The organism is Halomonas sp. PAMB 3232 (assembly GCF_031954225.1).
Lineage (GTDB): Bacteria > Pseudomonadota > Gammaproteobacteria > Pseudomonadales > Halomonadaceae > Vreelandella.
This window is the reverse complement of record NZ_CP134865.1, coordinates 2,245,264-2,268,490: the sequence shown is the minus strand read 5'-3', so window position 1 is coordinate 2,268,490 and position 23,227 is coordinate 2,245,264. Positions and strand designations below refer to the sequence as shown.

The 23,227-nt window shown below is 64.4% G+C and carries 20 protein-coding genes and 1 riboswitch; of the genes, 15 read left to right on the top strand and 5 right to left on the bottom strand.

Going from position 1 to position 23,227, the window contains the following annotated elements:
• Nucleotides 1-3 precede the first annotated feature (3 nt).
• Complete coding sequence (trkA, locus tag RN346_RS10400; RefSeq protein WP_263586870.1) at nt 4-1,377, bottom strand: Trk system potassium transporter TrkA; 1,374 nt, start codon at nt 1,375-1,377, stop codon at nt 4-6.
• Between the two features lie 173 nt (nt 1,378-1,550).
• On the opposite strand from trkA, the gene RN346_RS17065 reads away from it, so the two are divergent.
• The 6 genes from RN346_RS17065 (at nt 1,551) to RN346_RS10375 (ending at nt 9,502) form a co-directional block, all read left to right on the top strand.
• Nucleotides 1,551-1,664 carry a potassium-transporting ATPase subunit F gene (locus RN346_RS17065; RefSeq protein ID WP_208623638.1) on the top strand — a complete coding sequence of 38 codons (114 nt, stop codon included), beginning with the start codon at nt 1,551-1,553 and terminating at the stop codon, nt 1,662-1,664.
• 9 nt (nt 1,665-1,673) lie between these two features.
• Nucleotides 1,674-3,365 carry a potassium-transporting ATPase subunit KdpA gene (gene kdpA, locus RN346_RS10395; protein WP_311961082.1) on the top strand — a complete coding sequence of 564 codons (1,692 nt, stop codon included), beginning with the start codon at nt 1,674-1,676 and terminating at the stop codon, nt 3,363-3,365.
• Nucleotides 3,366-3,375: 10 nt separating this feature from the next.
• Complete coding sequence (kdpB, locus tag RN346_RS10390) at nt 3,376-5,412, top strand: potassium-transporting ATPase subunit KdpB (protein WP_311961081.1); 2,037 nt, start codon at nt 3,376-3,378, stop codon at nt 5,410-5,412.
• An 11-nt stretch (nt 5,413-5,423) separates the two neighbouring features.
• Complete coding sequence (gene kdpC, locus RN346_RS10385; RefSeq protein WP_311961080.1) at nt 5,424-6,101, top strand: potassium-transporting ATPase subunit KdpC; 678 nt, start codon at nt 5,424-5,426, stop codon at nt 6,099-6,101.
• 76 nt (nt 6,102-6,177) lie between these two features.
• Nucleotides 6,178-8,790, top strand: coding sequence for a sensor histidine kinase KdpD (locus tag RN346_RS10380; RefSeq protein WP_311961079.1), 2,613 nt, complete (start codon nt 6,178-6,180; stop codon nt 8,788-8,790).
• Nucleotides 8,780-9,502, top strand: coding sequence for a response regulator transcription factor (locus RN346_RS10375; protein ID WP_311961078.1), 723 nt, complete (start codon nt 8,780-8,782; stop codon nt 9,500-9,502). Before RN346_RS10380 ends, RN346_RS10375 begins: the two co-directional genes overlap by 11 nt.
• Here RN346_RS10375 and RN346_RS10370 read toward each other — a convergent pair.
• Nucleotides 9,499-10,989 carry a TrkH family potassium uptake protein gene (locus tag RN346_RS10370; RefSeq protein ID WP_311961077.1) on the bottom strand — a complete coding sequence of 497 codons (1,491 nt, stop codon included), beginning with the start codon at nt 10,987-10,989 and terminating at the stop codon, nt 9,499-9,501. The genes RN346_RS10375 and RN346_RS10370 overlap by 4 nt on opposite strands.
• A 261-nt stretch (nt 10,990-11,250) precedes the next feature.
• On the opposite strand from RN346_RS10370, the gene zwf reads away from it, so the two are divergent.
• From zwf to RN346_RS10355, 3 genes are read left to right on the top strand one after another with little or no spacing between them, the layout of a single operon-like run.
• On the top strand, nt 11,251-12,744 hold the full coding sequence (gene zwf / locus RN346_RS10365) for a glucose-6-phosphate dehydrogenase (RefSeq protein ID WP_311961076.1): 1,494 nt from the start codon (nt 11,251-11,253) through the stop codon (nt 12,742-12,744).
• A 1-nt stretch (nt 12,745) separates the two neighbouring features.
• A complete protein-coding gene (pgl, locus tag RN346_RS10360; RefSeq protein WP_263586878.1) occupies nt 12,746-13,411 on the top strand; it encodes a 6-phosphogluconolactonase in 666 nt (221 codons plus the stop codon).
• 38 nt (nt 13,412-13,449) lie between these two features.
• The gene (locus RN346_RS10355) at nt 13,450-14,112 is read left to right on the top strand and encodes a bifunctional 4-hydroxy-2-oxoglutarate aldolase/2-dehydro-3-deoxy-phosphogluconate aldolase (RefSeq protein WP_263586879.1); all 663 of its coding nucleotides are present in this window, start codon (nt 13,450-13,452) and stop codon (nt 14,110-14,112) included.
• An 83-nt stretch (nt 14,113-14,195) separates the two neighbouring features.
• On the opposite strand, the gene RN346_RS10350 is transcribed toward RN346_RS10355, so the two are convergent.
• The 3 genes from RN346_RS10350 to edd all read right to left on the bottom strand — a co-directional run bounded on the left by RN346_RS10350 (nt 14,196) and on the right by edd (nt 18,080).
• Nucleotides 14,196-15,149 carry a carbohydrate kinase gene (locus RN346_RS10350; protein ID WP_311961075.1) on the bottom strand — a complete coding sequence of 318 codons (954 nt, stop codon included), beginning with the start codon at nt 15,147-15,149 and terminating at the stop codon, nt 14,196-14,198.
• A 76-nt stretch (nt 15,150-15,225) separates the two neighbouring features.
• Nucleotides 15,226-16,191, bottom strand: coding sequence for a glucokinase (gene glk, locus RN346_RS10345; protein WP_311961074.1), 966 nt, complete (start codon nt 16,189-16,191; stop codon nt 15,226-15,228).
• Nucleotides 16,191-18,080, bottom strand: a complete 1,890-nt coding sequence (gene edd / locus RN346_RS10340) for a phosphogluconate dehydratase (RefSeq protein ID WP_311961073.1) — start codon at nt 18,078-18,080, stop codon at nt 16,191-16,193. The genes glk and edd overlap by 1 nt, the downstream gene beginning before the upstream one ends.
• 451 nt (nt 18,081-18,531) lie before the next feature.
• Between edd and cobT the strand changes: the two genes are divergently transcribed.
• The 6 genes from cobT (at nt 18,532) to RN346_RS10310 (ending at nt 22,980) form a co-directional block, all read left to right on the top strand.
• Complete coding sequence (cobT, locus tag RN346_RS10335) at nt 18,532-19,566, top strand: nicotinate-nucleotide--dimethylbenzimidazole phosphoribosyltransferase (RefSeq protein ID WP_311961072.1); 1,035 nt, start codon at nt 18,532-18,534, stop codon at nt 19,564-19,566.
• The gene (gene cbiB, locus RN346_RS10330) at nt 19,566-20,534 is read left to right on the top strand and encodes an adenosylcobinamide-phosphate synthase CbiB (RefSeq protein ID WP_311961071.1); all 969 of its coding nucleotides are present in this window, start codon (nt 19,566-19,568) and stop codon (nt 20,532-20,534) included. Before cobT ends, cbiB begins: the two co-directional genes overlap by 1 nt.
• An 82-nt stretch (nt 20,535-20,616) precedes the next feature.
• Nucleotides 20,617-21,207 carry a bifunctional adenosylcobinamide kinase/adenosylcobinamide-phosphate guanylyltransferase gene (locus tag RN346_RS10325; RefSeq protein WP_311961070.1) on the top strand — a complete coding sequence of 197 codons (591 nt, stop codon included), beginning with the start codon at nt 20,617-20,619 and terminating at the stop codon, nt 21,205-21,207.
• Complete coding sequence (locus RN346_RS10320; protein ID WP_311961069.1) at nt 21,204-21,965, top strand: adenosylcobinamide-GDP ribazoletransferase; 762 nt, start codon at nt 21,204-21,206, stop codon at nt 21,963-21,965. Before RN346_RS10325 ends, RN346_RS10320 begins: the two co-directional genes overlap by 4 nt.
• Complete coding sequence (locus tag RN346_RS10315; RefSeq protein WP_263586888.1) at nt 21,917-22,561, top strand: histidine phosphatase family protein; 645 nt, start codon at nt 21,917-21,919, stop codon at nt 22,559-22,561. Before RN346_RS10320 ends, RN346_RS10315 begins: the two co-directional genes overlap by 49 nt.
• Complete coding sequence (locus RN346_RS10310; RefSeq protein WP_263586889.1) at nt 22,513-22,980, top strand: bifunctional adenosylcobinamide kinase/adenosylcobinamide-phosphate guanylyltransferase; 468 nt, start codon at nt 22,513-22,515, stop codon at nt 22,978-22,980. Before RN346_RS10315 ends, RN346_RS10310 begins: the two co-directional genes overlap by 49 nt.
• Nucleotides 22,981-23,000: 20 nt before the next feature.
• Nucleotides 23,001-23,206, top strand: a riboswitch (cobalamin riboswitch).
• Nucleotides 23,207-23,227: the final 21 nt, after the last annotated feature.

Here is a 23,227-nt window from a genome sequence, read left to right as displayed (position 1 = left end):
CCCTCAGAAAAAGCTCAAGCCCACCTGGAAAAGCCGCTCGACGTCGCGAATCCGGCGCTTATCGATCACGAACAGAATCACGTGATCGCCGCTTTCCACCGTGGCGTCCCCGTGGGCGATAATGACCTCCTTGCCGCGCACCATCGCCCCGATGGTCGTGCCCTCGGGCAGGTCGATGTCGCGCACCGCCCGGCCCACCACTTTCGACGACTGCTTGTCGCCGTGGGCGATCGCTTCGATCGCTTCGGCAGCCCCGCGTCTGAGCGAATGCACGTTGACGATATCGCCCCGGCGCACGTGGGTGAGAAGGCTCCCGATGGTCGCCTGCTGCGGTGAAATGGCGATATCGATCTCGCCGCCCTGCACCAGATCCACGTAGGCGGCGTTGTTGATCAGCGTCAGCACCTTTTTGGCCCCCAGCCGCTTGGCCAGCAGCGACGACATGATGTTGACTTCATCGTCGTTGGTCAGCGCGCAGAAGATGTCGCAATCCTCGATGTTCTCCTCCTCGAGCAGGCGCTTGCTGGTGGCGCTGCCGTGCAGCACCACGGTGCGGTCGAGCCGCTCGGAGAGGGTGGTGCAGCGCTCGAGACTGTGCTCGATGATCTTGACCTGATGGCTGTGCTCGAGATGCTCGGCCAGGCGCTCGCCGATGTTGCCGCCGCCGGCGATCACCACCCGGCGAAAGCCGCGCTCGACGCGTCTGAGCTCGCTCATCACCGCGCGGATATCGCGCCGCGCGGCGAGAAAGAACACCTCGTCGTCGGCTTCGATCACCGTGTCGCCGCGCGGGATGATCGGCCGGTTACGCCGGTAGATGGCCGCTACGCGGGTGTCGACGTTGGGCATGTGGCGCCCCAGAAAGGCGAGGTCCTGGCCCACCAACGGGCCGCCGTAGAACGCCTTGACCGCGACGAGCTGGACGAGCCCACCGGCGAATTCCAGCACCTGCAGCGCCCCCGGGTGTTCGATCAAGCGGCGCACGTGATCGGTGACCACCTGCTCGGGGCTGATCAGCACGTCGATGGGAATCGCTTCGTGGGCGAACAGGCCCTTGCGGGTCAGATAGGGCGTGGCGCGCACCCGGGCGATCTTGGTCGGCGTGCGAAACAGCGTATGCGCCACCTGGCAGGCGATCATGTTGACTTCGTCGGAGTTGGTGACGGCGATCAGCATGTCGGCGTCCTCGCAGCCGGCCTGGCGCAGCACGATGGGGTAGGAGCCGGCGCCGGTGACGGTGCGAATATCGAGTTTGGTGTGCAGCTCGCGAAGCTTGGCGGCATCGGTGTCGACCACGGTGATGTCGTTCTCTTCACGCGCGAGGTGTTCGGCCAGCGTACCGCCGACCTGGCCGGCGCCAAGAATGATGATTTTCATCGGGGCAGGTTCACTTGATCAACAGGGCAGCGTCGATAGTCCCTTATTCATGGGGAAGCTGTCGAGAGCACGCGGTCGCAAGATCCCTCCAAAACGCCTTGAATGGCGTTTTTTTACGCCTTTTTAACGCCTGAGGCCCCAAACGACATCGAATTTTTACGCCTGCTCTTCTTATGCTCGTTGGGTCAATCACAGGAGGCGTATTGATGAATATTGTACTGCTGATCATCGCGACGGTTACGGCCACGTATCTGTTCTACGCATTAATCTGCCCCGAGCGTTTCTAGGAGATCGCCATGAATGACATGATCGCGATTTACGCGCTGGTGGCACTGCTCGGCGTGCCGCTGGGGCTCTACATGGGGCGGGCGCTGGGGAGCAGGCGAACCCGGATGGATGCGCTGTTCGCCGTCATTGAAACCCCCATCTACCGCTTGGCAGGTATCGACAGCCATCAGAGCATGACCTGGCAGGCCTATGCGCTGGCCATCCTGAAGCTCCATGCAGGGCTGATCCTGCTGGCCTGGCTGGTCTTCATGTTCCAGGGCATGCTGCCGCTGAACCCGGACGGTATCGCCGGCATGCCCTGGGATACCGCGCTGCATACGGCGGTATCGTTTGCGACCAACACCAACCAGCAGCACTACTCGGGCCAGGCGCAGCTTTCGCACCTGAGCCAGACGCTGGCGATTGTCACGCTGCAGTTTCTGACCCCGGCCACGGGGCTTGCGGTGCTGGTGGCCATCGCGCGCACGCTGTTGATCAAGCGCGGCGCCAGCGTGCTCAAAGGCGTGGGCAACTACTACCAGGACCTGACCCGCGGCGTGGTACGCGTTCTGCTGCCTCTGGCCGTCGTGGTGGCGCTGCTGCTCACCTGGCAGGGCGTACCGGCAAGCTATCAGGCGGCGCCTCAGGTTGAAATGCTGGATCCCCAGGTCGAGGAGGTACAGTCCATTCCGCTCGGGCCGGTGGCCTCCATGGTCGCCATCAAACAGCTGGGTACCAACGGTGGCGGCTGGTACGGACCCAACTCCAGCGTGCCGCTCGAGAACCCCACGCCGCTTGCCAACGTGATTGAAACCGCCTCGCTGACGCTGATTCCGGTGGCGCTGCTGTTTGCCATTGCCCTGATCAGCGGTCGCCGGCGGCTCATGCTGGGGGTGGGGGTGGTGATGCTGGTGTTCTCGCTCGTCTCCACCTCGGTGGTGGTCTACTCCGAACGGATGCCCAACGTCGCGCTTGCCGAGCTTTCCCAGCCCGGGGCCAACCTGGAGGGCAAGGAGCTGCGTTTCGGTACGGACCTTTCCGCGCTGTGGGGCAGTTGGACCACCCAGACCTCCAACGGCTCGGTCAATGCCATGCACGACAGCTTCAACCCCATGGGCGGCATGATGCTGCTGATGGACATGTTCGTGAACGTGACCTTTGGTGGCATAGGGGTGGGGCTGATTGGCTTCTTTCTCTACCTGATGCTGGCCGCCTTTGTCGGCTCACTGATGGTCGGCCGGGCACCGGAGCTTTTCGGCAAGCCCCTGGAGACCCGCGAGATGCGCTGGATTTCCTTGGCAATTCTGGCCCAGCCGCTGGTCATTCTGGGGCTTTCGGCACTCACGGTGGCCATGCCTGGCGCCGTGCAGAACTCGAATCCCGGCTTCCATGGCCTGTCCCAGGTGCTCTACGAATTTACCTCGGCATTTGCCAACAACGGCTCCGGTTTCGAGGGGCTGGGGGACGACACGCCCTGGTGGAACCTTGCCTGCGTCGTGGCGCTTCTGGTGGGGCGTTTTCTGCCCATGCTGGTGCCTCTGGCGGTGGCCGCGTGGCTGGCGGGCAAGCGCGCGGCTCCTGCTGGCCGGGGCACGCTTCCCATGGACAGCCTGGCGTTCATGGGCCTGACCGCCGGGGTGATCGTGATTGTCAATCTGCTGGGCTTTTTGCCGGCGCTGGTGCTGGGCCCCATTGCCGAAGCCGTCGTGCAGGGCTTCTAGGAGAAACGAGATGTCAGATACACCGTTAGTCAACAAGCCACGCCGTTCGCTGCCCGTGGGGCAGGTGGTCACCGGCGCGATCAAGGGCCTGGCGCCGCAGCTTCTGGCCCGCAATCCCGTCATGGCCGTGGTCGCCATTGGCACCGTGATGTGCTTTGCGCTGACCCCCGTGGCCTTTGCCCAGGGTGAAAACGGTGGCTTTGCCCTGGCCATTGCGCTGCTGCTGCTGGCCACGGTGCTGTTCGCCACCGGCGCGGAGTCGCTGGCGGAGTCACGCGGCAAGGCGCACGCCGGGGCACTGCGCAAGACCAAGGGGGAACTCACCGCGCAGAGGCTCGATGCCGATGGCTCGATCCACCCAGTGTCCGCCGATTCCCTGCGCCGCGGCGATAGGGTGAAGGTGATGGCCGGTGAGCTGATTCCGGCGGATGGCGACATCGTCGAGGGCGCGGCGTCCATCAACGAATCCGCGGTGACCGGCGAATCCGCCCCGGTACTGCGTGAAGCCGGTACCGATAACAGCGGTGTCAGCGCAGGTACCAAGGTGCTGTCGGATCAGCTGATCATCGAGGTGAGCGCCAATCCCGGCGAGTCGCTGCTGGATCGCATGATTGCCCTGGTCGAAGGTGCCAGCCGTCAGAAGACGCCTTCGGAGCTGGCGCTGTCGGTGCTGCTGGCCATGCTCACCCTGGTGTTTCTGATCGTGGTGGTGACCCTGGTGCCCATGGCTGCCTTCGTCGGTGTGGAAACGTCCACGGTGATGCTGGTGGCGCTGCTGGTGTGTTTGATTCCCACCACCATCGGCGGCCTGCTGCCGGCCATCGGCATTGCCGGCATGGAGCGCGCCCTGCGCGCCAACCTGGTGGCCAAGTCGGGCAAGGCCGTCGAGATTGCCGGCAGCATCGATACGCTGCTGCTGGACAAGACCGGCACCATTACCCTGGGGGATCGCCGCGCCACGGAGTTTGCCCCCTGCCAGCAGGTATCGCGCCAGCGCCTGCGCGACGTGGCATTCTTGACTTCACTGGACGACCCGACCCCGGAAGGCCGCTCGATTGTCGCGCTGGCCACCGAGCAGGGCGTGGATAGTCAGCTCAGTGAAGAGGCTAACGGCGCCACGTTTGAAGCCTTCAGCGCACAGACCCGGCTATCCGGCGTTGACCTGACGAGCGGACGCACGCTGCGCAAAGGGGCGCCCAACGCCATCGCCGCCTGGGTGACGGCGCAGGGCGGCGAGATACCCGGCGACTACGAGCAGGTGATTGCGCGTATTTCCCGAGACGGCGCCACGCCCATCGCCGTGGCCGAAGGCAAGCAGCTGCTGGGCGTGGTGGCACTGTCTGACGTGATCAAGAGCGGTATTGCAGAGAAGTTTGCCGAGCTGCGCGCCATGGGCATCAAGACGGTCATGATCACCGGCGACAACCCGATCACCGCCTCGGCGATTGCCGCCACGGCAGGGGTGGATGACTACATTGCCGAGGCGACGCCGGAGCGCAAGCTGGCGCTGATTCGCGAAGAGCAGGCCAGCGGCCGCCTGGTGGCCATGGTAGGGGACGGCACAAATGATGCGCCCGCGCTTGCCCAGGCGGATCTTGGTCTGGCGATGAACTCGGGCACTCAGGCCGCCCGCGAGGCCGCCAACATGGTGGATCTGGACTCCGACCCCGGCAAGCTGATCAGCGCGGTGGAAATCGGCAAGCAGCTGCTGGTGACGCGCGGAGCGCTGACCACGTTTTCGCTGGCCAACGACGTCGCCAAGTACTTCGTCATTCTGCCGGCGCTGTTTGCCGCGAGCATTCCAGCGCTTGGCGTGCTGGATGTGATGAATCTGCACTCGCCTACCTCGGCGGTGCTGGCCGCGGTGCTGTTCAATGCGCTGATCATTCCGGCACTGATTCCCTTCGCCCTGCGCGGGGTGTCGGTCAAGGCGGCTTCGGCCACGGAGCTTCTGCGTCGCAATCTGCTCATCTATGGGCTCGGCGGGCTGCTGCTGCCGTTCCCTGCCATCAAGCTGCTGGACATGCTGATCGCCCTGTTCCTTTAGGAGAAACATCGATGGAAACTGTCGAGAACGTCGAGCAAGAAACGTTACCCGTGGAAGACGAGGCCCTCCAGACACGCGCCTCGTGGAGCAGCGCGCTGCGCTTTCTGGCCGTGATGGCCGTGCTTTTGGGGCTTGCCTACCCCCTGGCCACCACCGCCGTCGGCGGCTGGCTGTTTCCGGAACAGGCGGGCGGCAGCCTGCTGCGGGACGCCTCGGGAAGGGTCATCGGCTCTCGCCTGGTCGCCCAGACCTTTGTCGGTGATGGCTACTTTATCGGCCGACCCTCTGCCGCAGGCAACGATGCGGCCAGTGTATCCGGCTCCAATCTGGCACCCAGCAACGTGGCGCTGCGCGAGCGGGCCGAGGCCGACGCCCAGGCCATTGCCCGGCGTGAAGGTGTCAGTGTCGATCAGATACCTGTCGATCTGATTACCGCCTCCGGTTCCGGGGTTGACCCGCATATGTCGCCGGAAGCCGCCAGGCTCCAGGTGGCAAGGGTAGCGCAGGCGCGCCAAATCGACGAAGCTAGCGTGACCGCGCTGCTTGAGCCCGCCCTTGAGAATACCGGCTGGCTGGGGGCGCCGGTGATCAACGTGCTGCGTCTGAACGCAAGCCTTGATGAACGCTACCCGGCTGCACCGGGGGCTGACTCGGCAGCAAACGATACCCCTTCAAACACCGTGGAGTGACACGATGTATTCAGCGGATCCGCGGCCCGATCCCGATGCATTACTCAAAGCCGCGCGCCGGGAGGCGCGCGGCTGTTTGCGTGTATTCCTGGGCGCCGCTCCTGGCGTCGGCAAGACCTACACCATGCTGCGCACCGCGCGTGAACGCATGGAAGAGGGCGAGGATATCGTGATCGGCGTGGTGGAGTCCCACGGGCGTGCCGACACCGAGGCGCTGTGCGAGGGGCTGGCGCGCATTCCGCTTTCGCCCCTGCAGCACCACGGGCGAACGTTTCACGAGTTCGATCTCGATGCCGCCCTGGCGCGGCGCCCCGGCATTCTGCTGGTGGATGAACTCGCCCATCGCAATATCCCCGGCAGCCGCCACGCCAGACGCTATCAGGATATCGAGGAGCTTCTGGAGGCGGGCATCGACGTGTGGACCACGGTCAACGTCCAGCATCTGGAGAGCCTCAATGACGACGTCGCCAGGATTACCGGCATCCGCATGCGCGAAACCGTGCCCGATACGCTGCTCGAGCGCGCCCGCGATGTATCGCTGGTTGACCTCACGCCCGAAGAGTTACTCGAGCGACTGAGGCGTGGCAAGGTGTACATCCCCGAGCAGGCCCGGGCCGCCATGGAGGGGTATTTCAACGAGTCGAACCTCAACGCGCTGCGCGAGCTGGCCATTCAGACCATGGCCGAGCGGGTCGATGCCGATGTAAAGGTGGCCATGGACGCCGGTGGGCGGGCGGGGCCCTGGCCGGTCAGGCCGCATCTGGTCGTGGTCATCAACGGCGGTGACGAGGATATATCGCTGGTGCGCGCGGCCCATCGGATGGCCGAGCGGCGCCTGGCGGTGTGGCGCGCCGTCTATGTAGACAAGGGTGCCGACAGCGCCGAGCAGCAGCTGGCGGTCGAACAGACCTTCAGCCTGGTGACCCGATTGGGCGGTGATTCGCTACGCCTGCAGGGGCAAAGCCAGCTGGGGGAAGTGGTCAATTACGCCCGCGCCATCAATGCCACCACCATCGTGGTGGGGCGCGAGGTCAGGCGCCGCACATGGCCATGGTCGCGGCCGCTGGCTCAGCGGCTGCTGGCCCGTGCCGAGGCATTCGATATCGTCGTGGTGGCAAAGGGGAGCGGCAACCGCCGTCGGCCGCTGCGTCGCCTGGGGGTACGGCTGCGTCCTTCTCAGTTCATCGCCACCAGCCTGGGCGTGGCGGCATCGCTTGGCGTGGCGCTTTTGCTGGAACCCTGGCTGGAGCTTGCCAATCTGTCGCTGGTGTTTCTGGCCGCGGTCCTGTTCAGCGCCGTGTGGGCAGGCACCACCATGGCCATGTTCAGCGCCGTGGCCGGTTTTCTGGTGTTCAATTTCTTCTTTACCCAGCCGCGCCTGACCTTTGCGATGGTGGAGCGCGGCCAGCTGCTGACGGTGGTGCTGTTCTTTCTGGTGGCCCTGGTGGTGGGCCAGCTTGCCGGGCGCGGGCGTCAGCGGCTGATGGCGCTGCGCGCAAGCCGCGATCAGACCCGGCTGCTGCTGCGCTACGCCGAGCAGCTCTCCATGGCGACCGACAGCAAAGGCGTTGCCAAGGTGGGGGTGGATACCCTGGTGGACTGCTTTGCGGTGCCTACCGCCTTTCTCGAGAGTGCCGAAAGTGCCAGCGAAGTGCGCGTAGTGCATGCGCTGCCGGCTTCCGAGCACCTGGACATCACCGCCCGACAGGCCGCGGTATGGAGCTGGCAGCACCAGAAACCCAGCGGCCGCGGCACCCAGACGCTCAGCCAGCAGGCCTGGCGCCTGACGCCGCTGACCGTGCAGGGGCAAGGCGTGGGCATGCTGGCGCTCAAGCTGTCGGCGGCTCCCAAGGCCTTGAGCCACGAGCAGGAAGCGCTGATGGATACCCTGGTGCGCCAGCTCAGCATGGCGCTGGAGCGTACCCGCCTGGTAGCCGAGCTCAACGCCACGCGGGTGTCCGAGGAGAACGAGCGGCTGCGCTCGGCGCTGCTGTCATCGGTCTCCCACGATCTGCGCACGCCGCTTGCCTCGATCATCGGGGCGACCAGCTCGCTGATCGACCTCAGGCCACAGCTCAGCGACAGTGACCAGCGCGAACTGCTCGACGGTATTCTGTCCGAAAGTGAGCGCCTTAACCGCTACATCCAGAACCTGCTGGACATGACGCGCCTGGGCCACGGCACGCTCAAGCTCGAGCGTGACTGGGTGGCGTTCGAGGACCTGGTCAACTCGGCGCTCAAACGCCTGGGGCACTCCTTGAAGCACGTGACGGTGCGCCGGTTTTGGCCCGCGTCACTGCCGCTTTTGTACGTTCATCCGGCGCTGATCGAGCAGGCGCTGGTCAACGTGCTGGATAACGCCCAGCGATTTTCACCGCCGGGTGGGGAGCTTTGTATCAAGGCGCATCTGCGTGAAGGAGAGCCCGCGACGCTGGTGATCACCATCGAGGATCAGGGGCCGGGCATTGCTCACGATCTGCGCGAGCAGGTATTCGACATGTTCTACAGCGGTGGCGACGGCGACCGCAGTGCTCACGGCAGTGGCCTGGGGCTTGCGATCTGCCGCGGCATGGTCGGCGCCCACGGGGGCACGATCAGTGCCGATACCGCAGAAAGCGGGCGGGGCACCGCCATCATCATGACCCTGCCGCTATTGGAGACCGACCCAGGAAGAGCCGATGAAGAGTGAAGGCAGCACACGCATTCTGATTGTTGACGACGAGCCGCAGATTCGGCGTTTTCTGCGCATCAGTCTGGCGTCCCAGGGGTACTCAGTAATCGAAGCCGAGAACGGCGAGCAGGCGCTGGGCGCGGTGTATACCCAGGCGCCGGACGTGGTGCTGCTCGATCTGGGGCTGCCCGACATGGATGGCCATGAGGTGCTGCGCGACATCCGCGAGCACAGCAGCGTGCCGGTGATCGTGGTCTCCGTGCGCGACCGTGAAGAGGAGAAGGTCAGCTCGCTGGATAACGGTGCCAACGACTACGTGACCAAGCCGTTCGGCATTCAGGAGCTTCTGGCGCGTATCCGCGCCGTGCAGCGCCAGGCGCTGCGGGCGAAGGGCGAGGCGGTCGCCAGCTGCTATACAAGCCAGGGGCTCACCATTGACCTTGAGCTTCGCCGGGTAGCGTTGAACCAGGTGCCGGTGCACCTGACTCGCAAGGAGTTCGCGGTGCTGGCCCGCCTGTGCCGCTATGCGGGCCGGGTGGTGACCCAGACCCAGCTACTCAAGGAAGTGTGGGGCCCGACCCACGTGGACGATACCCACTACCTTCGCATCGTGGTCAGCCGGCTGCGCCAGAAACTCGGCGACGACCCCCAGACGCCGGTACTGCTGCAGACCGAAGCCGGCGTCGGGTATCGGCTTTTAGTGGAGCCCGTGCGTGCGAACGCCATCTAGCGACGCCAGAACATCGGTGTCATCAGTACCACCACAGTGAGGATTTCCAGCCGGCCCATCAGCATGCCGATGCACAAAAGCCATTTCGCCGCATCCGGCAGGGTGTAGAAGTTGCCGGCCGGGCCAATGGTATCGCCAAGCCCCGGGCCCACATTGGCCACCGCCGTGGCCGCCCCGGTCACGGCGGTTACCAGGTCCAGCCCCAGCACAGAGAGCAGCAGGGCCAGCACCGCGATGGTGATGAAGAAGAAGAAGGAAAACGCCACCACGCTTCTGGAGATATCGCTGGTAACCGGCTGCTGGTTATAGTGCGTGGTGAAGACACCGTTGGCATGAATCAGATAGCGCAGCTGGTTGCGCAGCATCAGCATGGCAATCTGGAAACGGAAGATCTTCATGCCACCGCTGGTGGAGCCGCTGCAGCCCCCGACAAAGGTCAGGTAGAAAAACGCCACCACCGGCAGCGACCCCCACAGCGTGTAATCATCCGACGCGTACCCAGTGGTGGTGACAACGGAAATCACGTTGAAGGTAACGTGGGTGAGCGACACGAACCAGTCATCGCCCTGAAGCACCCGCCAGGCGCTGAGGATCAGGATCGCCGCCAGCAGCAGCTTCAAGAGCCCGCGTACCTGCTGGTCTTTCCACAGCGCGCTGCGTGAGGTGCGGATAAAGCGGATATACAGCACGAAGGGCAGCGCGCCGCTGAGCATGAAGGCGCTGGCCATCCACAAGAGCCAGGGCTTTTCCGCATAAGCCCCGAAGGAGGCGTCGGAGTTGGCAAAGCCGCCTGTCGAAAGCGATGACATGGCATGCACGATGGCGTCCAGTGGGCGCATGCCGCCTAGCCAGTAGCAGATCATGGCCAGTAGGGTCAGCGCCACATAGATGCTCAAGGTAGCCTTGGCAATGCCGCCTGTTCGCGGCATCACCTTGTCCGACCAGTCGGAGGACTCGGTATGGAAAAGGCGCATGCCGCCCACTTTCAGAAACGGCAGAATGGCGATGCCCATCACGATGATGCCTATACCGCCGAGCCACTGCATCAAACCCCGCCAGAGCTTGAGGCCGTCAGAAAGATGCTCGATGCCCACCATCACGGTGGAGCCGGTGGTGGTGATCGCCGACACCGATTCGAACACCGCATTGGTGACGCTCAATTGCGGGGCGCCCAGAATCAAGGGAAGGCTTGCAAAGCCGCTGACGCTCGCCCAGCTTGCCGCGGTTAGCACAAACATCTGCCAGGGTTTAAGCTCAATGGGAACGCGGTGCGTCGCGGCAAGCGCCCCCCCGGCGAGCGTCATCACGATCACGATCGCCAGAATGAAGGCCTTGGCGTCCGGGTCATGTTCCCAGAGCAGCACCACTAGCGGCACCAGCATGAAAAGCGCCAGCACTACCCAGAGCACCGCCAGAATTCGCACGATGGGCGCAAAGCGCCGGCGAAGCGCCCAGTGTTTCACTCTATGCACATTCAAAAAGGGCATTGCGTTCCCTCGAGGATCATCCAGCGCTATCTCAGCACGGGGTAGTATAAAAAGTCTGTAAAAAGTAAGGGATACTTTTTTTTATGCCAGCAAGTCTTTAGCGAGCGGTCCTGGCTGGCACGGCGGCGTATTCAGACGCGCTGGCCGAGCAGTGATCATTTAGTAGTAAAATTACATCGTTTATTGCGTATAGTAGCCGCCATCGGATAAATTTTAGGTAATTAAACAACGTTGAGCGGCCTCAAGATTCAAGGAGTCACGATGAGCCAGCCCCAATCCCCTCTGGGCGACCCCAACCACGCCATCGATTTGGCGCTGTTCGGCGCGCTGGGGGACCTTGCCACGCGCAAGCTCTTTTTAGCCCTTTATCATCTCGACCGCGAAGGGCTGATGCCTGAGGCCACGCGCATTTTGGGGCTTGCCCGCCAAGAGCACGATACCGAGGCTTTTCGCGAGCTGGTCAATGAGGCGCTCCAAAAACGTCTCAAAAATGATGATCAGGACCCGGAAAGTCTCGCGCGCTTTTTGAACCGGCTCGAGTACCTGCAGCTCGACTTCAAAGAGGCCGAAGGTTACGCCGCAATCAAACAGTGGCGCGAAGGCTCGAAGCATCCCATGGTGGTGTATCTTTCCGTGGCGGCGCGCATCTACGGCGATATCTGCCATAACCTATCAACGAGCGAAAGCCTCGACGACGACACCCGCGTGGTGGTGGAAAAACCCATCGGCTACGACCTGGCGTCCTCGAAAGAGGTTAACGACGCCATCGGCGCTGTCTTCCCGGAAGAGCGCGTCTACCGCATCGACCACTACCTCGGTAAAGAAACGGTACAAAACCTGATCGCGCTGCGCTTTGCCAATCCCTTGTTCGGCACCCAGTGGAATCAGAACCACATTTCACATGTGGAGATCACCGTGGCCGAGAAGGTGGGTATCGAAGGGCGCTGGGGCTACTTCGACGACGCCGGCCAGCTTCGCGATATGGTGCAAAACCATCTGCTCCAGCTTCTTTGTCTGATCGCCATGGACCCGCCGTCGAATCTGGACGCCGATGCCATTCGCGACGAAAAGGTCAAGGTGCTCAAGGCGCTCAAGCCGTTTACCGGCGAGGCGCTGGGGCGCGACGTGGTGCGCGGTCAGTACATTGCCGGCACTAGCGATGGCCAGTCCGTGCCGGGCTACCTGGAAGAAGACGACGCCAATACCGAAAGCCGCACGGAAACCTTTGTGGCGATGAAAACCGAGGTGTCCAACTGGCGCTGGGCCGGCGTGCCGTTCTACCTGCGCACCGGCAAGCGGATGCCGGAAAAGCTGTCCCAGATCGTCATTCACTTTCGCCAGCAGCCGCACTACATCTTCGACCCCGACCAGCGCGATATCGCCGCCAACAAGCTGATCATCCGTCTGCAGCCGGAAGAGGGCATCGCGCTTCAGGTACTGACCAAGGATAGCGGCCTGGACAAGGGCATGCGCCTGCGCCCCGGCCCGCTGCATCTGGACTTCAACAGCGCTTTTCCCAAGTCGCGGATTCCCGATGCCTACGAGCGGCTGCTGCTGGAAGTGATGAAGGGCCAGCAGTACCTGTTCGTGCGCCGCGACGAAGTCGAGTACGCCTGGCACTGGTGCGACCAGCTCATCGAAGGTTGGAAAACGCGCGAAACGCCGCCCCGGCGCTACCCGGCGGGCTCCTGGGGGCCGGTGGCGTCGATCGCCATGATCACCCAGGACGGGCGCAGCTGGTACGAGGACTACTGACATGAGCAACGCACGTAAAGCGCTGGCCGAGCAGCTGGCCGAAGCGGTTTATCAGGCCCTGGCCGAGGATCTCGAGCGCCAGGAGAAGGTGCTTTTGGTCGTCTCCGGCGGCTCCACGCCGGTGCCATTTTTTACCGCCCTCGCCCAAAGGCCGCTTGCCTGGGAGCGGGTGCAGGTGACGCTGGCCGACGAGCGCTGGGTCGATGTCGAAAGCCCGGACAGCAACGCCCGTCTCGTGCGTGAGCATCTGCTGGTGGGGGAGGCAGCAAACGCCGATTTCATCCCCTTGACCAGCGAGGCCGCAACGCCGGAGCAAGGCGTGGAAGAGGTCGCTCGGCGCCTCGAGCCGCTCGCCTGGCCGGCAAGCGTCGTCATTCTGGGCATGGGCGGCGATGGCCACACCGCCTCGCTCTTTCCCGATAGCCCCGAGCTTGGCCTTGCCATGACCACCGATGAGGCGCTGGTCGCGGTGCGCACGCCCAGCCAGCCGCAGCCGCGCATTACCCTGAGCGCCGACCGCCTGCACCAGGCGCGGCGCCACTTTCTACACATCACCGGCGACGACAAGCGCGCCGTACTCGGCAGCGCCATGGGAGGCGACGATGTTCGACAGCTGCCTATCCGCGCCTTTTTAAGCTGCCCGCTGGCCATCTACTGGGCACCCTGACCCCCCACTGCACGCCCGCGTTAGGGTTTGGAGATTTTATGACAATCGATAAACAGCTTCCGTCCAGCCGTACCGCCGAGCTCGACAGCATCTGCCTCAAGGCCGAGGTCATCCCGGTGATTACCATCGAGCGTATCGAAGACGCGGTGCCCATGGGCCGCGCGCTGATCGACGGTGGCATCAACGTACTGGAAGTGACGCTTCGCACCGACTGCGCGCTCGAGGCCATCAAGCGCATGAAAAAGGAGCTGACGGGCGCGAGCATCGGTGTGGGCACCGTGCTTACCCCCGCCCAGTATCGCCAGGCCGAAGAGGCCGGCGCGGATTTCGTCGTCACCCCCGGCACGACCGAGGCGCTCTACCGCTATGGTGTAGAGAGCCCGGTACCGATGCTACCCGGCGTCTCCACCGTCTCCGAGCTGATGACCGGCTGGCAGTACGGCTACCGCCGCTTCAAGTTCTTCCCGGCAGAATCGAGCGGCGGCGCCAAGGCGATCAAGGCCTTTGGCGGCCCAATTGCCGAGGCGCGCTTTTGTCCCACCGGCGGCATCACCCTCGACAACGCCGAGGAGTACCTGAAACTGCCCAACGTCATGTGCATCGGCGGCTCCTGGCTGACACCGAAAGCAATGGTCGACGCCGAGGACTGGGAGGGCATCAAAAAGCTCGCCCAGCAAGCGGCGGAGCGTTTTCACCACTAGGCTCTTGCGCCAAGTAAAAAAGGCTCGAGCGGATCAACCGCTCGGGCCTTTTTCGTTCAAGAGGGCATGTTAGGCGCCTATGTCTACTCGAAACCGGGAATATCACCTCGAGTAGGCAAGGCAGCGTAGGCGCCGGGGCGGGTAACGGCGTGGGCGCCGCAGCGACAGGCCAGTGTAAGGGCTTCGATCAGCACGTCAGGGTCTTTTAGCGCGCGCTCGATGTTGTCGAGCCGGCAGAGCCGTGCCAGAAAGCCGCCCATGAAGGCGTCGCCACCGGCGGTGGTATCCACCGCCTTGACCGGCGGCGGGGTGAGGCGATGCTCGAAGTGGGCGGTTTTAAGGACGGCCTCGTGAGGGCCGTCGGTCACCAGTATCGCGTTGGCACTGGCGGCCAGGCGCGCGTCGAGCCACCGGGCCGGGGGCTGGTCGCCGCGCAGGTAGTCGAGCTCTTCGCGGGAGACCTTGATGAGCGCGGCCTCGTCGAGCAGCTCAATCACGCGCTCGATCGAGGCCATCCCCCCGGCCCACAGGTTGTGGCGCAGGTTGGCGTCCACGCTGACCAGAGCGCCTGAGCGGCGCGCCCGGCGAGTCAGGGCAAGGGTGGTGTCGAAAATGGCGGGCTCGGTCAGGCTGTTACTGCACACGTGCCAGATCACCGGGCGTGCGAAGGTGTCTCCGGGAAGGTGCTTCTCGCGATACAGCAGATCCGCGGCTGGCGGGCGGTAGAAGTCGAAGGTGCGCTCGCCCTCGGCGTCTCGTGAAACGAACGCCAGCGCCGTTCGCGCTTCACGCGTGGTGACGATGCCTTGAGTCTCCACGCCGTGGTGGGCGAGTTCGGCGGTAATGAAGCGCCCGAAACTGTCATCGCCGACCATACCAAGAAACCGGCTCTTTACACCCAGCCGTGCGCAGGCCACCGCCACGTTGGCGGGCGCGCCGCCGGCATAGGGGGTGAACGTTTCCGGGCCTGCTTCGTCGCCTAATCGGCTAGAAAGCATATCGACCAGCGCCTCGCCAAAGGTCACGACTGGCGTCATGCATACCTCCTCATACGCGCTTTGCGCTCATTGTTTTATTAAGACCCGGGCGCTTGTTCGTGCCCAACAGAGGTGGCTAAGTAACCTCTTCGTTATGCAGGGCTTCGGCGGCGCCCAGTAGCCCCGTCCAGGGGTGGGTGACCACCTGAATGGGAATATCGGCGTTGTAGGCCTGCATCCGGCCCTTGTCGTTGAAGGCGCTTTTGAGCTCGCTTTGGGGCAGCCAGTCGAGCAGCCGGGGCAGGATGCCGCCGCAGAGATAGACACCGCCGCGCGCGCCCATGGTGAGCGTAGCATCGCCGCACACGTTGCCCAGAATCTTTAAAAAGCGCAGCAGCGCCGCACGCGCCAGGGCGTCGTCGTCGTCGGCGCCCTGGCTGATCTCGGCCGGGGTTTGAAAGCGCGGGGCGACGCCCTCCAGCTCACAATAGGCAAGATAGAGCTCGAAAAGCCCCTGACCGCACAGCACGCGCTCGACACTGACGCGGCCGTAGCGCTTCTGGAAAAAGCGTAAAAGCGCCAGCTCCTGCTCGTCCATCGGCGCGAAACTGACGTGGCCGCCTTCGGTGGGCAGCGGAATCCAGGCGTGGCGGCCGGGAAAAACGCCGGCCACGCCCAACCCAGTGCCCGGGCCGATGATCAGCCGCGCCGAGTGTGGCTGCGCGCGGCCTGACTGTACCTCGAAAAGATGCGTTTCATCGACGTGGGGTACGCCGAGCGCCTGGGCGGTGAAGTCGTTGATCACCTTGAAAAGCGAAAGGCCGAGCGCTGCCTGAACATCGCTTTTGTCGAACGCCCAGTGGTTGTTGGTCATCTTCACCCGCTCGGCGTGAACCGGGCAGGCGAAGGCGAGACACGCCTCGACAGGGGCCATCTCATCGATGGCACCCACCCGCTCGAGATAATCCCGAATGGCCTCGATGGGCCCGGCGTAGTCGGCGCAGGGCAGATTCAGCATGTCATAGGGCGCCGTGTCGCCGGGAATGACCAGCGCGAAGCGGGCGTTGGTGCCGCCGATATCGCCGATCAGCGCCGGTCGCATCAGGCGTCCTCCTCGCTGATCTGGCTCTGCTGGCGGGCCAGGTCGTCTGCCTCGAAACCGCCGAACACGCCGGCGCCTTCCTCGCCGCGCATCGCCAGATGGCGGAACCCGCCGAAGAGCTCGCGGCCCATCCCGACGTGGTAGGCATCCAGGTTGGCGTGCGCGAGGCCGCGCTCGGCCCAGGTCGCCGGGTCCACTTTGGCTTCGAGCACGCCGGTGTTGGCATCCAGAAAGACCACGTCGCCGTCGCGCAGTTTGGCCAGCGGCCCGCCGTCAAGTGCTTCCGGGCTGATATGAATGGCCGCGGGCACCTTGCCCGAGGCGCCGGACATGCGCCCGTCGGTGACGAGTGCGACCTTGAAGCCGCGATCCTGCAGCACGCCAAGGTAGGGCGTGAGCTTGTGAAGTTCCGGCATACCGTTGGCCTTCGGGCCCTGAAAGCGCACGACCACGACCACGTCGCGGTCGAGCTCGCCGGCTTCGAACGCGCCTTTCATCTGGTTCTGGTCATCAAAAATGCGCACCGGCGCCTCGAGCACGCGGTGCTCCTCGGTGACCGCGGAAATCTTGATCACCCCGCGGCCCAGATTGCCATCCATTACGGTCAAGCCACCGGTCGGCGCGAAGGGCGTGGCCACCGGGCGCAGCACCTCGTCATCGAGACTGTTTTCCGGGCCTTCGCGCCAGACGAGCTTGCCGTCCTCCAGGAAGGGCTCCTGGGTGTAGGCGGTCAGGTCGGTGCCGAACACGGTGGGAATATCGCCGTGCAAAAGGCCCGCGCCAAGCAGCTCGCGGAACAGGTAGCTCATGCCACCGGCGGCCTGGAAGTGGTTGATGTCCGCCTGGCCGTTGGGGTAGACGCGCATTAAACTCGGCGTGACCGCGGAAAGCTCGGTGAAGTCGTCCCAGGTCAGCGTGACGCCGGCGGCGGCGGCCATGGCGATCAGGTGCAGGGTGTGGTTGGTGGAGCCGCCGGAGGCGAGAAGCCCGACCACGGCGTTGACGATGGCGCGCTCGTCGATTTGTTTGTAGAACGGGCGATACGTGCCGCCGGGCTCGGTATTGCGAATCGCCTGTTCGGTGGCAAAGCGGGTCAGCGCCTCGCGCATCTCGGTGCCCGGATTGACGAACGAGGTGCCCGGCAGATGCAGGCCCATCACCTCCATCATCAGCTGGTTGGAGTTGGCGGTGCCGTAGAAGGTGCAGGTGCCGGGGCTGTGATAGGACTCGGACTCCGCTTCCAGAAGCTCCGCGCGGCCCACCTTACCCTCGGCGAAGAGCTGGCGCACCCGCGCTTTCTCCTTGTTGGGCAAGCCCGACGGCATGGGCCCGGCCGGCACGAACATCGCCGGCAGGTGGCCAAAGCGCGCCGCCCCGATAAAAAGCCCCGGCACGATCTTGTCGCACACGCCCAGGTAAAGCGCGGCGTCGAACATGTTGTGCGAAAGCCCTACGGCGGTGGCCATGGCGATGACGTCGCGGGAGAAAAGCGAAAGCTCCATGCCCGGCTGGCCCTGGGTGACGCCGTCGCACATCGCCGGCACGCCGCCGGCGAACTGCGCGGTCGAGCCCATCGCACCCGCCGCCTGGCGAATGGTCGCGGGGAAGGTCTCGAAAGGCTGGTGCGCCGAGAGCATGTCGTTGTAGGCCGAAATGATCCCCAGGTTGGCGCTGTTCATCAGCTTCAGCGAATCCTTCTCCTGCGGGCTGCAGGCGGCGAAGCCATGGGCCAGATTGCCGCAGGAGAGCTCGGCGCGATGCACGCCGCGCTGGTGCTGGTCAGCCATGCGCTTTTCATAAAGCGCCCGGCGCTCCCTGGAGCGCTCGCGAATGCGCTGTGTCACCTTGGCGACGGTGTCGTTCAACGGGGCGGAAGTGGTGGACGTCATGAAAACCTCGGCTAGGCGTTAGTCAGGGCATGCTATGTAGTAATTCTATGTAGTAATTTTACATGCTTTTAGGCCAGTTTAAGACTGTATGGAGCAGCATTAAACCTTTTGGCGCGGATTTTAGTCGCGATTTTGGTAACTTTCCTACTAAAGCGCCCGCGCGGTCGATGAAAAGGGCGGTGAAGCGTACCTGGCGCTCGCAGCCCAAGCTGTTGGCCAGCCCACGGGCGTTTTTCATCAGCATGCTCGAAAGGTTCAGCATGCCCAAAAGGGCGTTAAAGGTGAAGGGTAAGCCGCGATCCAGCCCCCGAGGGTCATGTCGGGAACAGGCGCCAGCGCCCTCGGGCTTTGTTACCATGGTCTGGCAGTCGCCCTCGGCTCGATGGGTGCTTTTTTATACCCACTTATTATAGCTGCTTACTCGTTTACCCATTTGCTTTCGGAGCTTGCCATGCCCCGCGACTTTTCGCGTATCACGCCTTTCGATACCACCCTTCAAACGCGCGCGCGGGCCTATCTCGATACCTTGACCAAGCCGCCGGGAAGCCTTGGCCGGCTGGAAGATTTGGCGGTGTCGCTGTGTCATATCACCGATACGCTCACGCCCCACGTCGACCCGCCCAGCATCGTCGTTTTCGCCGCCGACCACGGCGTGGCCGAGGAGGGTGTGTCCGCCTTTCCCCAGGCAGTGACCGCACAGATGGTCGCCAACTTCGCCCAGGGCGGGGCGGCGATCAACGTCTTCGCCCGCCAGATCGAGGCGCGTATCGAGGTGGTCGACGTTGGCGTGGCAAGCGATGTCCGCGCCGAGGGCGTGGTGGACGCTAAAGTACGCCACGGGACGCGCAATTTCGCCCGCGAAAACGCGATGAGCGCCGCCGAGCTCGACCAGGCCCTGCAGGTGGGCGTCGACGCCGTCGAGCGCGCCGCGCGTGCCGGCTGCAGGTGCCTGATTCTGGGGGAGATGGGGATCGCCAACACCACCGCCAGCAGCGCGGTGCTCGCCGCCCTCTTGAACCGGCCCGTCGGCCCGCTGGTGGGCGCCGGTACCGGCCTTGTCGAAGCGCGTCTGGCGCACAAGATCGACGTGATCGAAAAGGCGCTTGTCGCCCGGGCCCCGGGAAGCGAGCCGCTCGAGGTGCTGGCCGCCGTTGGCGGGCTCGAGCTTGCCGCCATGGCCGGGGCGATGCTGGCAAGCGCCGAGCGCCGCCTGCCGGTAGTGGTCGACGGCTTCATTGCCACCGTCGCGGCGCTGGCGGCGGTGCGGCTCTGCCCGCCGGTGCGCGAGGTTCTGATTTTCAGCCACCGCTCCGCCGAGCCCGGTCACGCCGTCGCACTCGAGGCGCTCGCCGCGACCCCGCTGCTCGAACTCGATATGCGATTGGGCGAGGGCAGCGGCGCCGCACTCGCCTTTCCGCTGTTAAAAGCCGCCTGCGCGATGATCAGCGAGATGGCCACGTTTGAGAATGCCGGGGTGACGCGCTAGTGGGCGTAACGCTAATACTCTTGGCAGTGGCGATCGATCTGGTGGTGGGCGACCCTCGCGGGCTGCCGCATCCGGTGGTCGGCATGGGACGGGTGATCACGGTGCTGGAAGCGCGGCTCAACCGCGGCGGACGGTACGCGCGGCGGCTCAAGGGGGCGCTATTGACGCTTCTGGTCGTTGCCGGCACGTTTTGGCTCGCAACGCTTCTTCTCAATTTGCTGAGCATGGTGCATCCTTGGCTGAAGGTCGCGGCGGAGCTTTGGCTACTGGCCACCACGCTTGCCATCAAGGGGCTGGCGGACGCAGGCAGAGCCATCGCCGCGCCGCTCGCCAGGGGGGATTTCGAGGCGGCGCGAGAGGCGCTGTCGCGCGTGGTCGGGCGCGATACCGCCACGCTAGATGAGCCCGAAATCGCCCGCGGCGCGGTCGAAACCGTCGCCGAGAACACCGTTGATGGCATCACCTCGCCGCTGTTTTTCGCACTCATTGGCGGCGCGCCGCTGGCGCTGGCTTACAAGGCGGTGAATACGTTGGACTCGATGGTGGGCTACAAAAACGCACGCTTCGCGGATTTCGGCTACGTCTCGGCAAAACTCGATGACGTCGCCAACTGGCTGCCGGCGCGGCTGACCGCCGTGTGCCTGTGGGCGGCGGGGGCGCTCTGGAATTCCCTGGGGCGCGAGCCGCTGGCGGTGGCTGGCGCCTTTACCCACACCCGGCGCCAGGCGCCGCGCCATCCCAGCCCCAACGCGGGCTGGCCGGAGGCGATGGTGGCATGGCTTTTGGGCGTGAAGCTCGGCGGCGTGAACGTCTATGGCGGCGAGCTTTCGCACCGCGCCACGCTGGGGCCGGGGCGCGTCGCGCTAACGGCGCGCCACATCGATATCACCATTGGTCTGATGCACGGAGCCTGGGGGCTTTTTCTACTCATGATGATCGCGCTGGGTACGGCAGGAGAAGCGGTGTGAAAAGCCCAAAAAAGCCGGCCGGCGGCGCGGGTGAAAGGCTCGCGCCGTGTAATATCACGCGCTGCTCGCACTCGAGCGTACGATGATCGTTTTCGTCAGCGGCGGCGCACGCTCGGGTAAATCCCAACTGGCCGAAGCGCTCACGCTGGCGGCGGGGGGCGAGCGCTGCTACTACGTGGCCACCGCCCGCCAGGACGACGGCGAAATGAGCGAGCGCGCCGCGCGCCACCAGGCCCGCCGTGACGCCCGCTGGGTCACGCTGGAGGCGCCGCTTTACCCGGACGAAGCGGTCGCTTCTGTACCCGACGGCCAGGCAGTGCTGCTCGACTGCCTCACCCTCTGGGCCAGCCAGCTACTGTTTGGCCCGGCGTTCGAGCCGTTTGAGGCCGAGCGGGAGGGTCTGCGCTGCCTAAAAAAGCTGCTCGGCGATGCCCGCACTCGAGGCCTGCACCTGGTCATCGTCTCCAACGATCTCAACGAAGCGCCGCTGCCGTCGGACCCGGGCGTCTGGCGTTTCGTGACGTTTTTGCAGCGCCTTCACCGGCTGCTGGCCCAGCAAGCGGACTCGGTGATCGAAGTAATCGCTGGGTGCGCCATCGAGTGGAAGGCTGATCTCGACGTTCATCCCCACCTGGACACCACGTCCCGAAACAGCGAAGAGTCATCGCCGTGAAAAACGCCCTCTACGGCGCCGTGCTGGCGTTTCAATTTCTGACCCGCGTACCGCTGCCGATCGAGTGCCCCTGGAATGCGTCGACCCGGCGCTGGGCGCTGCGCGCCTACCCATTGGTTGGGCTATTCATCGGTGCGCTGCTGTGGCTTTTTGCGCTGGCGTTTGATGCATTAGCGCTGCCGGCGCCCATCGCCGCACTGGCGCTTTTGAGCCTGTGGGTGGCGCTCGGCGGCGGCCTGCATCTGGACGGCGCGATGGACCTGGCCGATGCCCTTGGCAGCAATCAGCCGCTTGCGCGGCGCCTGGAAATTATGAAGGACCCGCAGGTGGGTAGCTTCGGGATACTGGCGCTTTTTTTCCTGCTCGCCTGGAAGGCGGTGCTGCTCTGTGCGCTGGTTGATATCGGCGCGCCCGCGCTCTGGTTTTTGATCGTGCCGGCGCTTGCCCGCTTTGCCGGCGCCGCCATGCTGGTGCTGAGCCCTTGCGTCCAACCCAGCGGGCTCGCCTACGCGTTCAAGCGCTCGCTGGCCCCTGTGGACGTGGCGCTTTCGCTGGTGCCGCTTTTGGGCGTGGCGCTTTTTTATCCGCCCTTACTTGGCTGGCTGGCCGGGGCGCTTTTGTTTACCGTGCTGTTTCGCGCCGGGGTGCTTCGCGCCTTCAAGGGCATCAACGGCGACATGATTGGCGCGTTAATAGAAGGAGTCGAGCTTTGGCTAGTGATCTTGATGTGGAGCTGGTGGTGGTTCGCCACGGCGTGACCGCCTGGAACCTTGAACGGCGCTACCAGGGCCAGCGTGATATCGCGCTTTTGTTTCCCGACGCCGAGCCGGGGCTCAATGCGCTCAAAAAAGCGTTGGAGGATGAGCACTTCGATGCGATCTACGCAAGCGATCTGACCCGCTGTCGTCAAACCCTCGAGTGGGCCCGGCCCGACGCTGCGACTGAGAGCGTTTATCTGGAGCCCCGACTTCGCGAGCTCGATTTCGGCGAGTATGAAGGCAAGGTTTACGACGAACTCAAGGACAATCCGGGCTACAGGGCATGGATTGATAGCGTTGGAGAGCTTAAAATCCCCGGCGGCGAATCCGCCGGGGATTTGCGCACGCGCCTTGACGGCTGGCTGTCGACGCTTGCCGACAACGCGCGCGCTTTGGGCCACCGGCGCGTGCTGGCCGTCACCCACGGCGGCGTGATTCGTGAACTGAGACGGCGTTTTGAAACCGTGGATTTCTGGGAGGCCACGGTGACCCAGGCCACCGGCCGGCGCCTGAACCTGTCCCATCGCGCTAGAGAAGGAGAGTGGCAATGCAGCTTTTCATCGGCGGTGCCCGCGCAGGCAAGCGCGACGCCGTAAAAACGCGCTTTCAAAACGCCGCCTGGTGGACCCTCGCCCCGGGCCAGCGGCTGGCGGACTGCCACTCGATTCTGATTCCCGACACGCCGCTGGTGATCAACGGCGTGCTCGACTGGGTGGCCCGCGACGGCGCTTTTGATACCGACAGCGACCGCCTGCGCGCCCAGTGGCGCGAGGATCTGGCCGCGCTTTGCCGTGCCGCGAAGGCGTGCAACGCCACGATCGTGCTGATCCTGAGCGAGGTCGGCCGAGGGCTGGTACCCATGGCGCGCGAAGAGCGCCGCCTTCGCGATCTCAACGGCTGGTTCAGCCAGGACGCCGCGCGCCACGCCGAGCGTGTCTGGTACGTGCGTCACGGCCTGGTGCAGCGCCTGGCCGCGCCCAGCATTGCGCAAGCGAGCCTGGCCGAGTGCGATTGACCTGGCCTTAACGGCTTGCTAGTTTACGCTCACTTTTGGGTGCCGACCTTGCGTCGGTTAAACGGGAAGCTGGTGTCCATTCCAGCGCTGCCCCCGCAACGGTAATCGAGTCAACAACGGCCACTACGCCACTGTGTCGCGCGCGACATGGGAAGGCCGCCGTTTGAAAAAGGCCTCGCCTTTTTGCTCGTCAGCCCGGAGACCGGCCCAAAACCACGGTTTCACTACCATCAATGCCGAGTCGCGG

Excerpts from the sequence above, each read along its gene's own strand:
- trkA (WP_263586870.1), bottom strand. The coding sequence starts at position 1,377 with ATGAAAATCATCATTCTTGGCGCCGGCCAGGTCGGCGGTACGCTGGCC.
- RN346_RS17065 (WP_208623638.1), top strand. The coding sequence starts at position 1,551 with ATGCTCGTTGGGTCAATCACAGGAGGCGTATTGATGAATATTGTACTG.
- kdpA (WP_311961082.1), top strand. The coding sequence starts at position 1,674 with ATGAATGACATGATCGCGATTTACGCGCTGGTGGCACTGCTCGGCGTG.
- kdpB (WP_311961081.1), top strand. The coding sequence starts at position 3,376 with ATGTCAGATACACCGTTAGTCAACAAGCCACGCCGTTCGCTGCCCGTG.
- kdpC (WP_311961080.1), top strand. The coding sequence starts at position 5,424 with ATGGAAACTGTCGAGAACGTCGAGCAAGAAACGTTACCCGTGGAAGAC.
- RN346_RS10375 (WP_311961078.1), top strand. The coding sequence starts at position 8,780 with ATGAAGAGTGAAGGCAGCACACGCATTCTGATTGTTGACGACGAGCCG.
- RN346_RS10370 (WP_311961077.1), bottom strand. The coding sequence starts at position 10,989 with ATGCCCTTTTTGAATGTGCATAGAGTGAAACACTGGGCGCTTCGCCGG.
- zwf (WP_311961076.1), top strand. The coding sequence starts at position 11,251 with ATGAGCCAGCCCCAATCCCCTCTGGGCGACCCCAACCACGCCATCGAT.
- pgl (WP_263586878.1), top strand. The coding sequence starts at position 12,746 with ATGAGCAACGCACGTAAAGCGCTGGCCGAGCAGCTGGCCGAAGCGGTT.
- RN346_RS10355 (WP_263586879.1), top strand. The coding sequence starts at position 13,450 with ATGACAATCGATAAACAGCTTCCGTCCAGCCGTACCGCCGAGCTCGAC.
- RN346_RS10350 (WP_311961075.1), bottom strand. The coding sequence starts at position 15,149 with ATGACGCCAGTCGTGACCTTTGGCGAGGCGCTGGTCGATATGCTTTCT.
- glk (WP_311961074.1), bottom strand. The coding sequence starts at position 16,191 with ATGCGACCGGCGCTGATCGGCGATATCGGCGGCACCAACGCCCGCTTC.
- edd (WP_311961073.1), bottom strand. The coding sequence starts at position 18,080 with ATGACGTCCACCACTTCCGCCCCGTTGAACGACACCGTCGCCAAGGTG.
- cobT (WP_311961072.1), top strand. The coding sequence starts at position 18,532 with ATGCCCCGCGACTTTTCGCGTATCACGCCTTTCGATACCACCCTTCAA.
- RN346_RS10325 (WP_311961070.1), top strand. The coding sequence starts at position 20,617 with ATGATCGTTTTCGTCAGCGGCGGCGCACGCTCGGGTAAATCCCAACTG.
- RN346_RS10310 (WP_263586889.1), top strand. The coding sequence starts at position 22,513 with ATGCAGCTTTTCATCGGCGGTGCCCGCGCAGGCAAGCGCGACGCCGTA.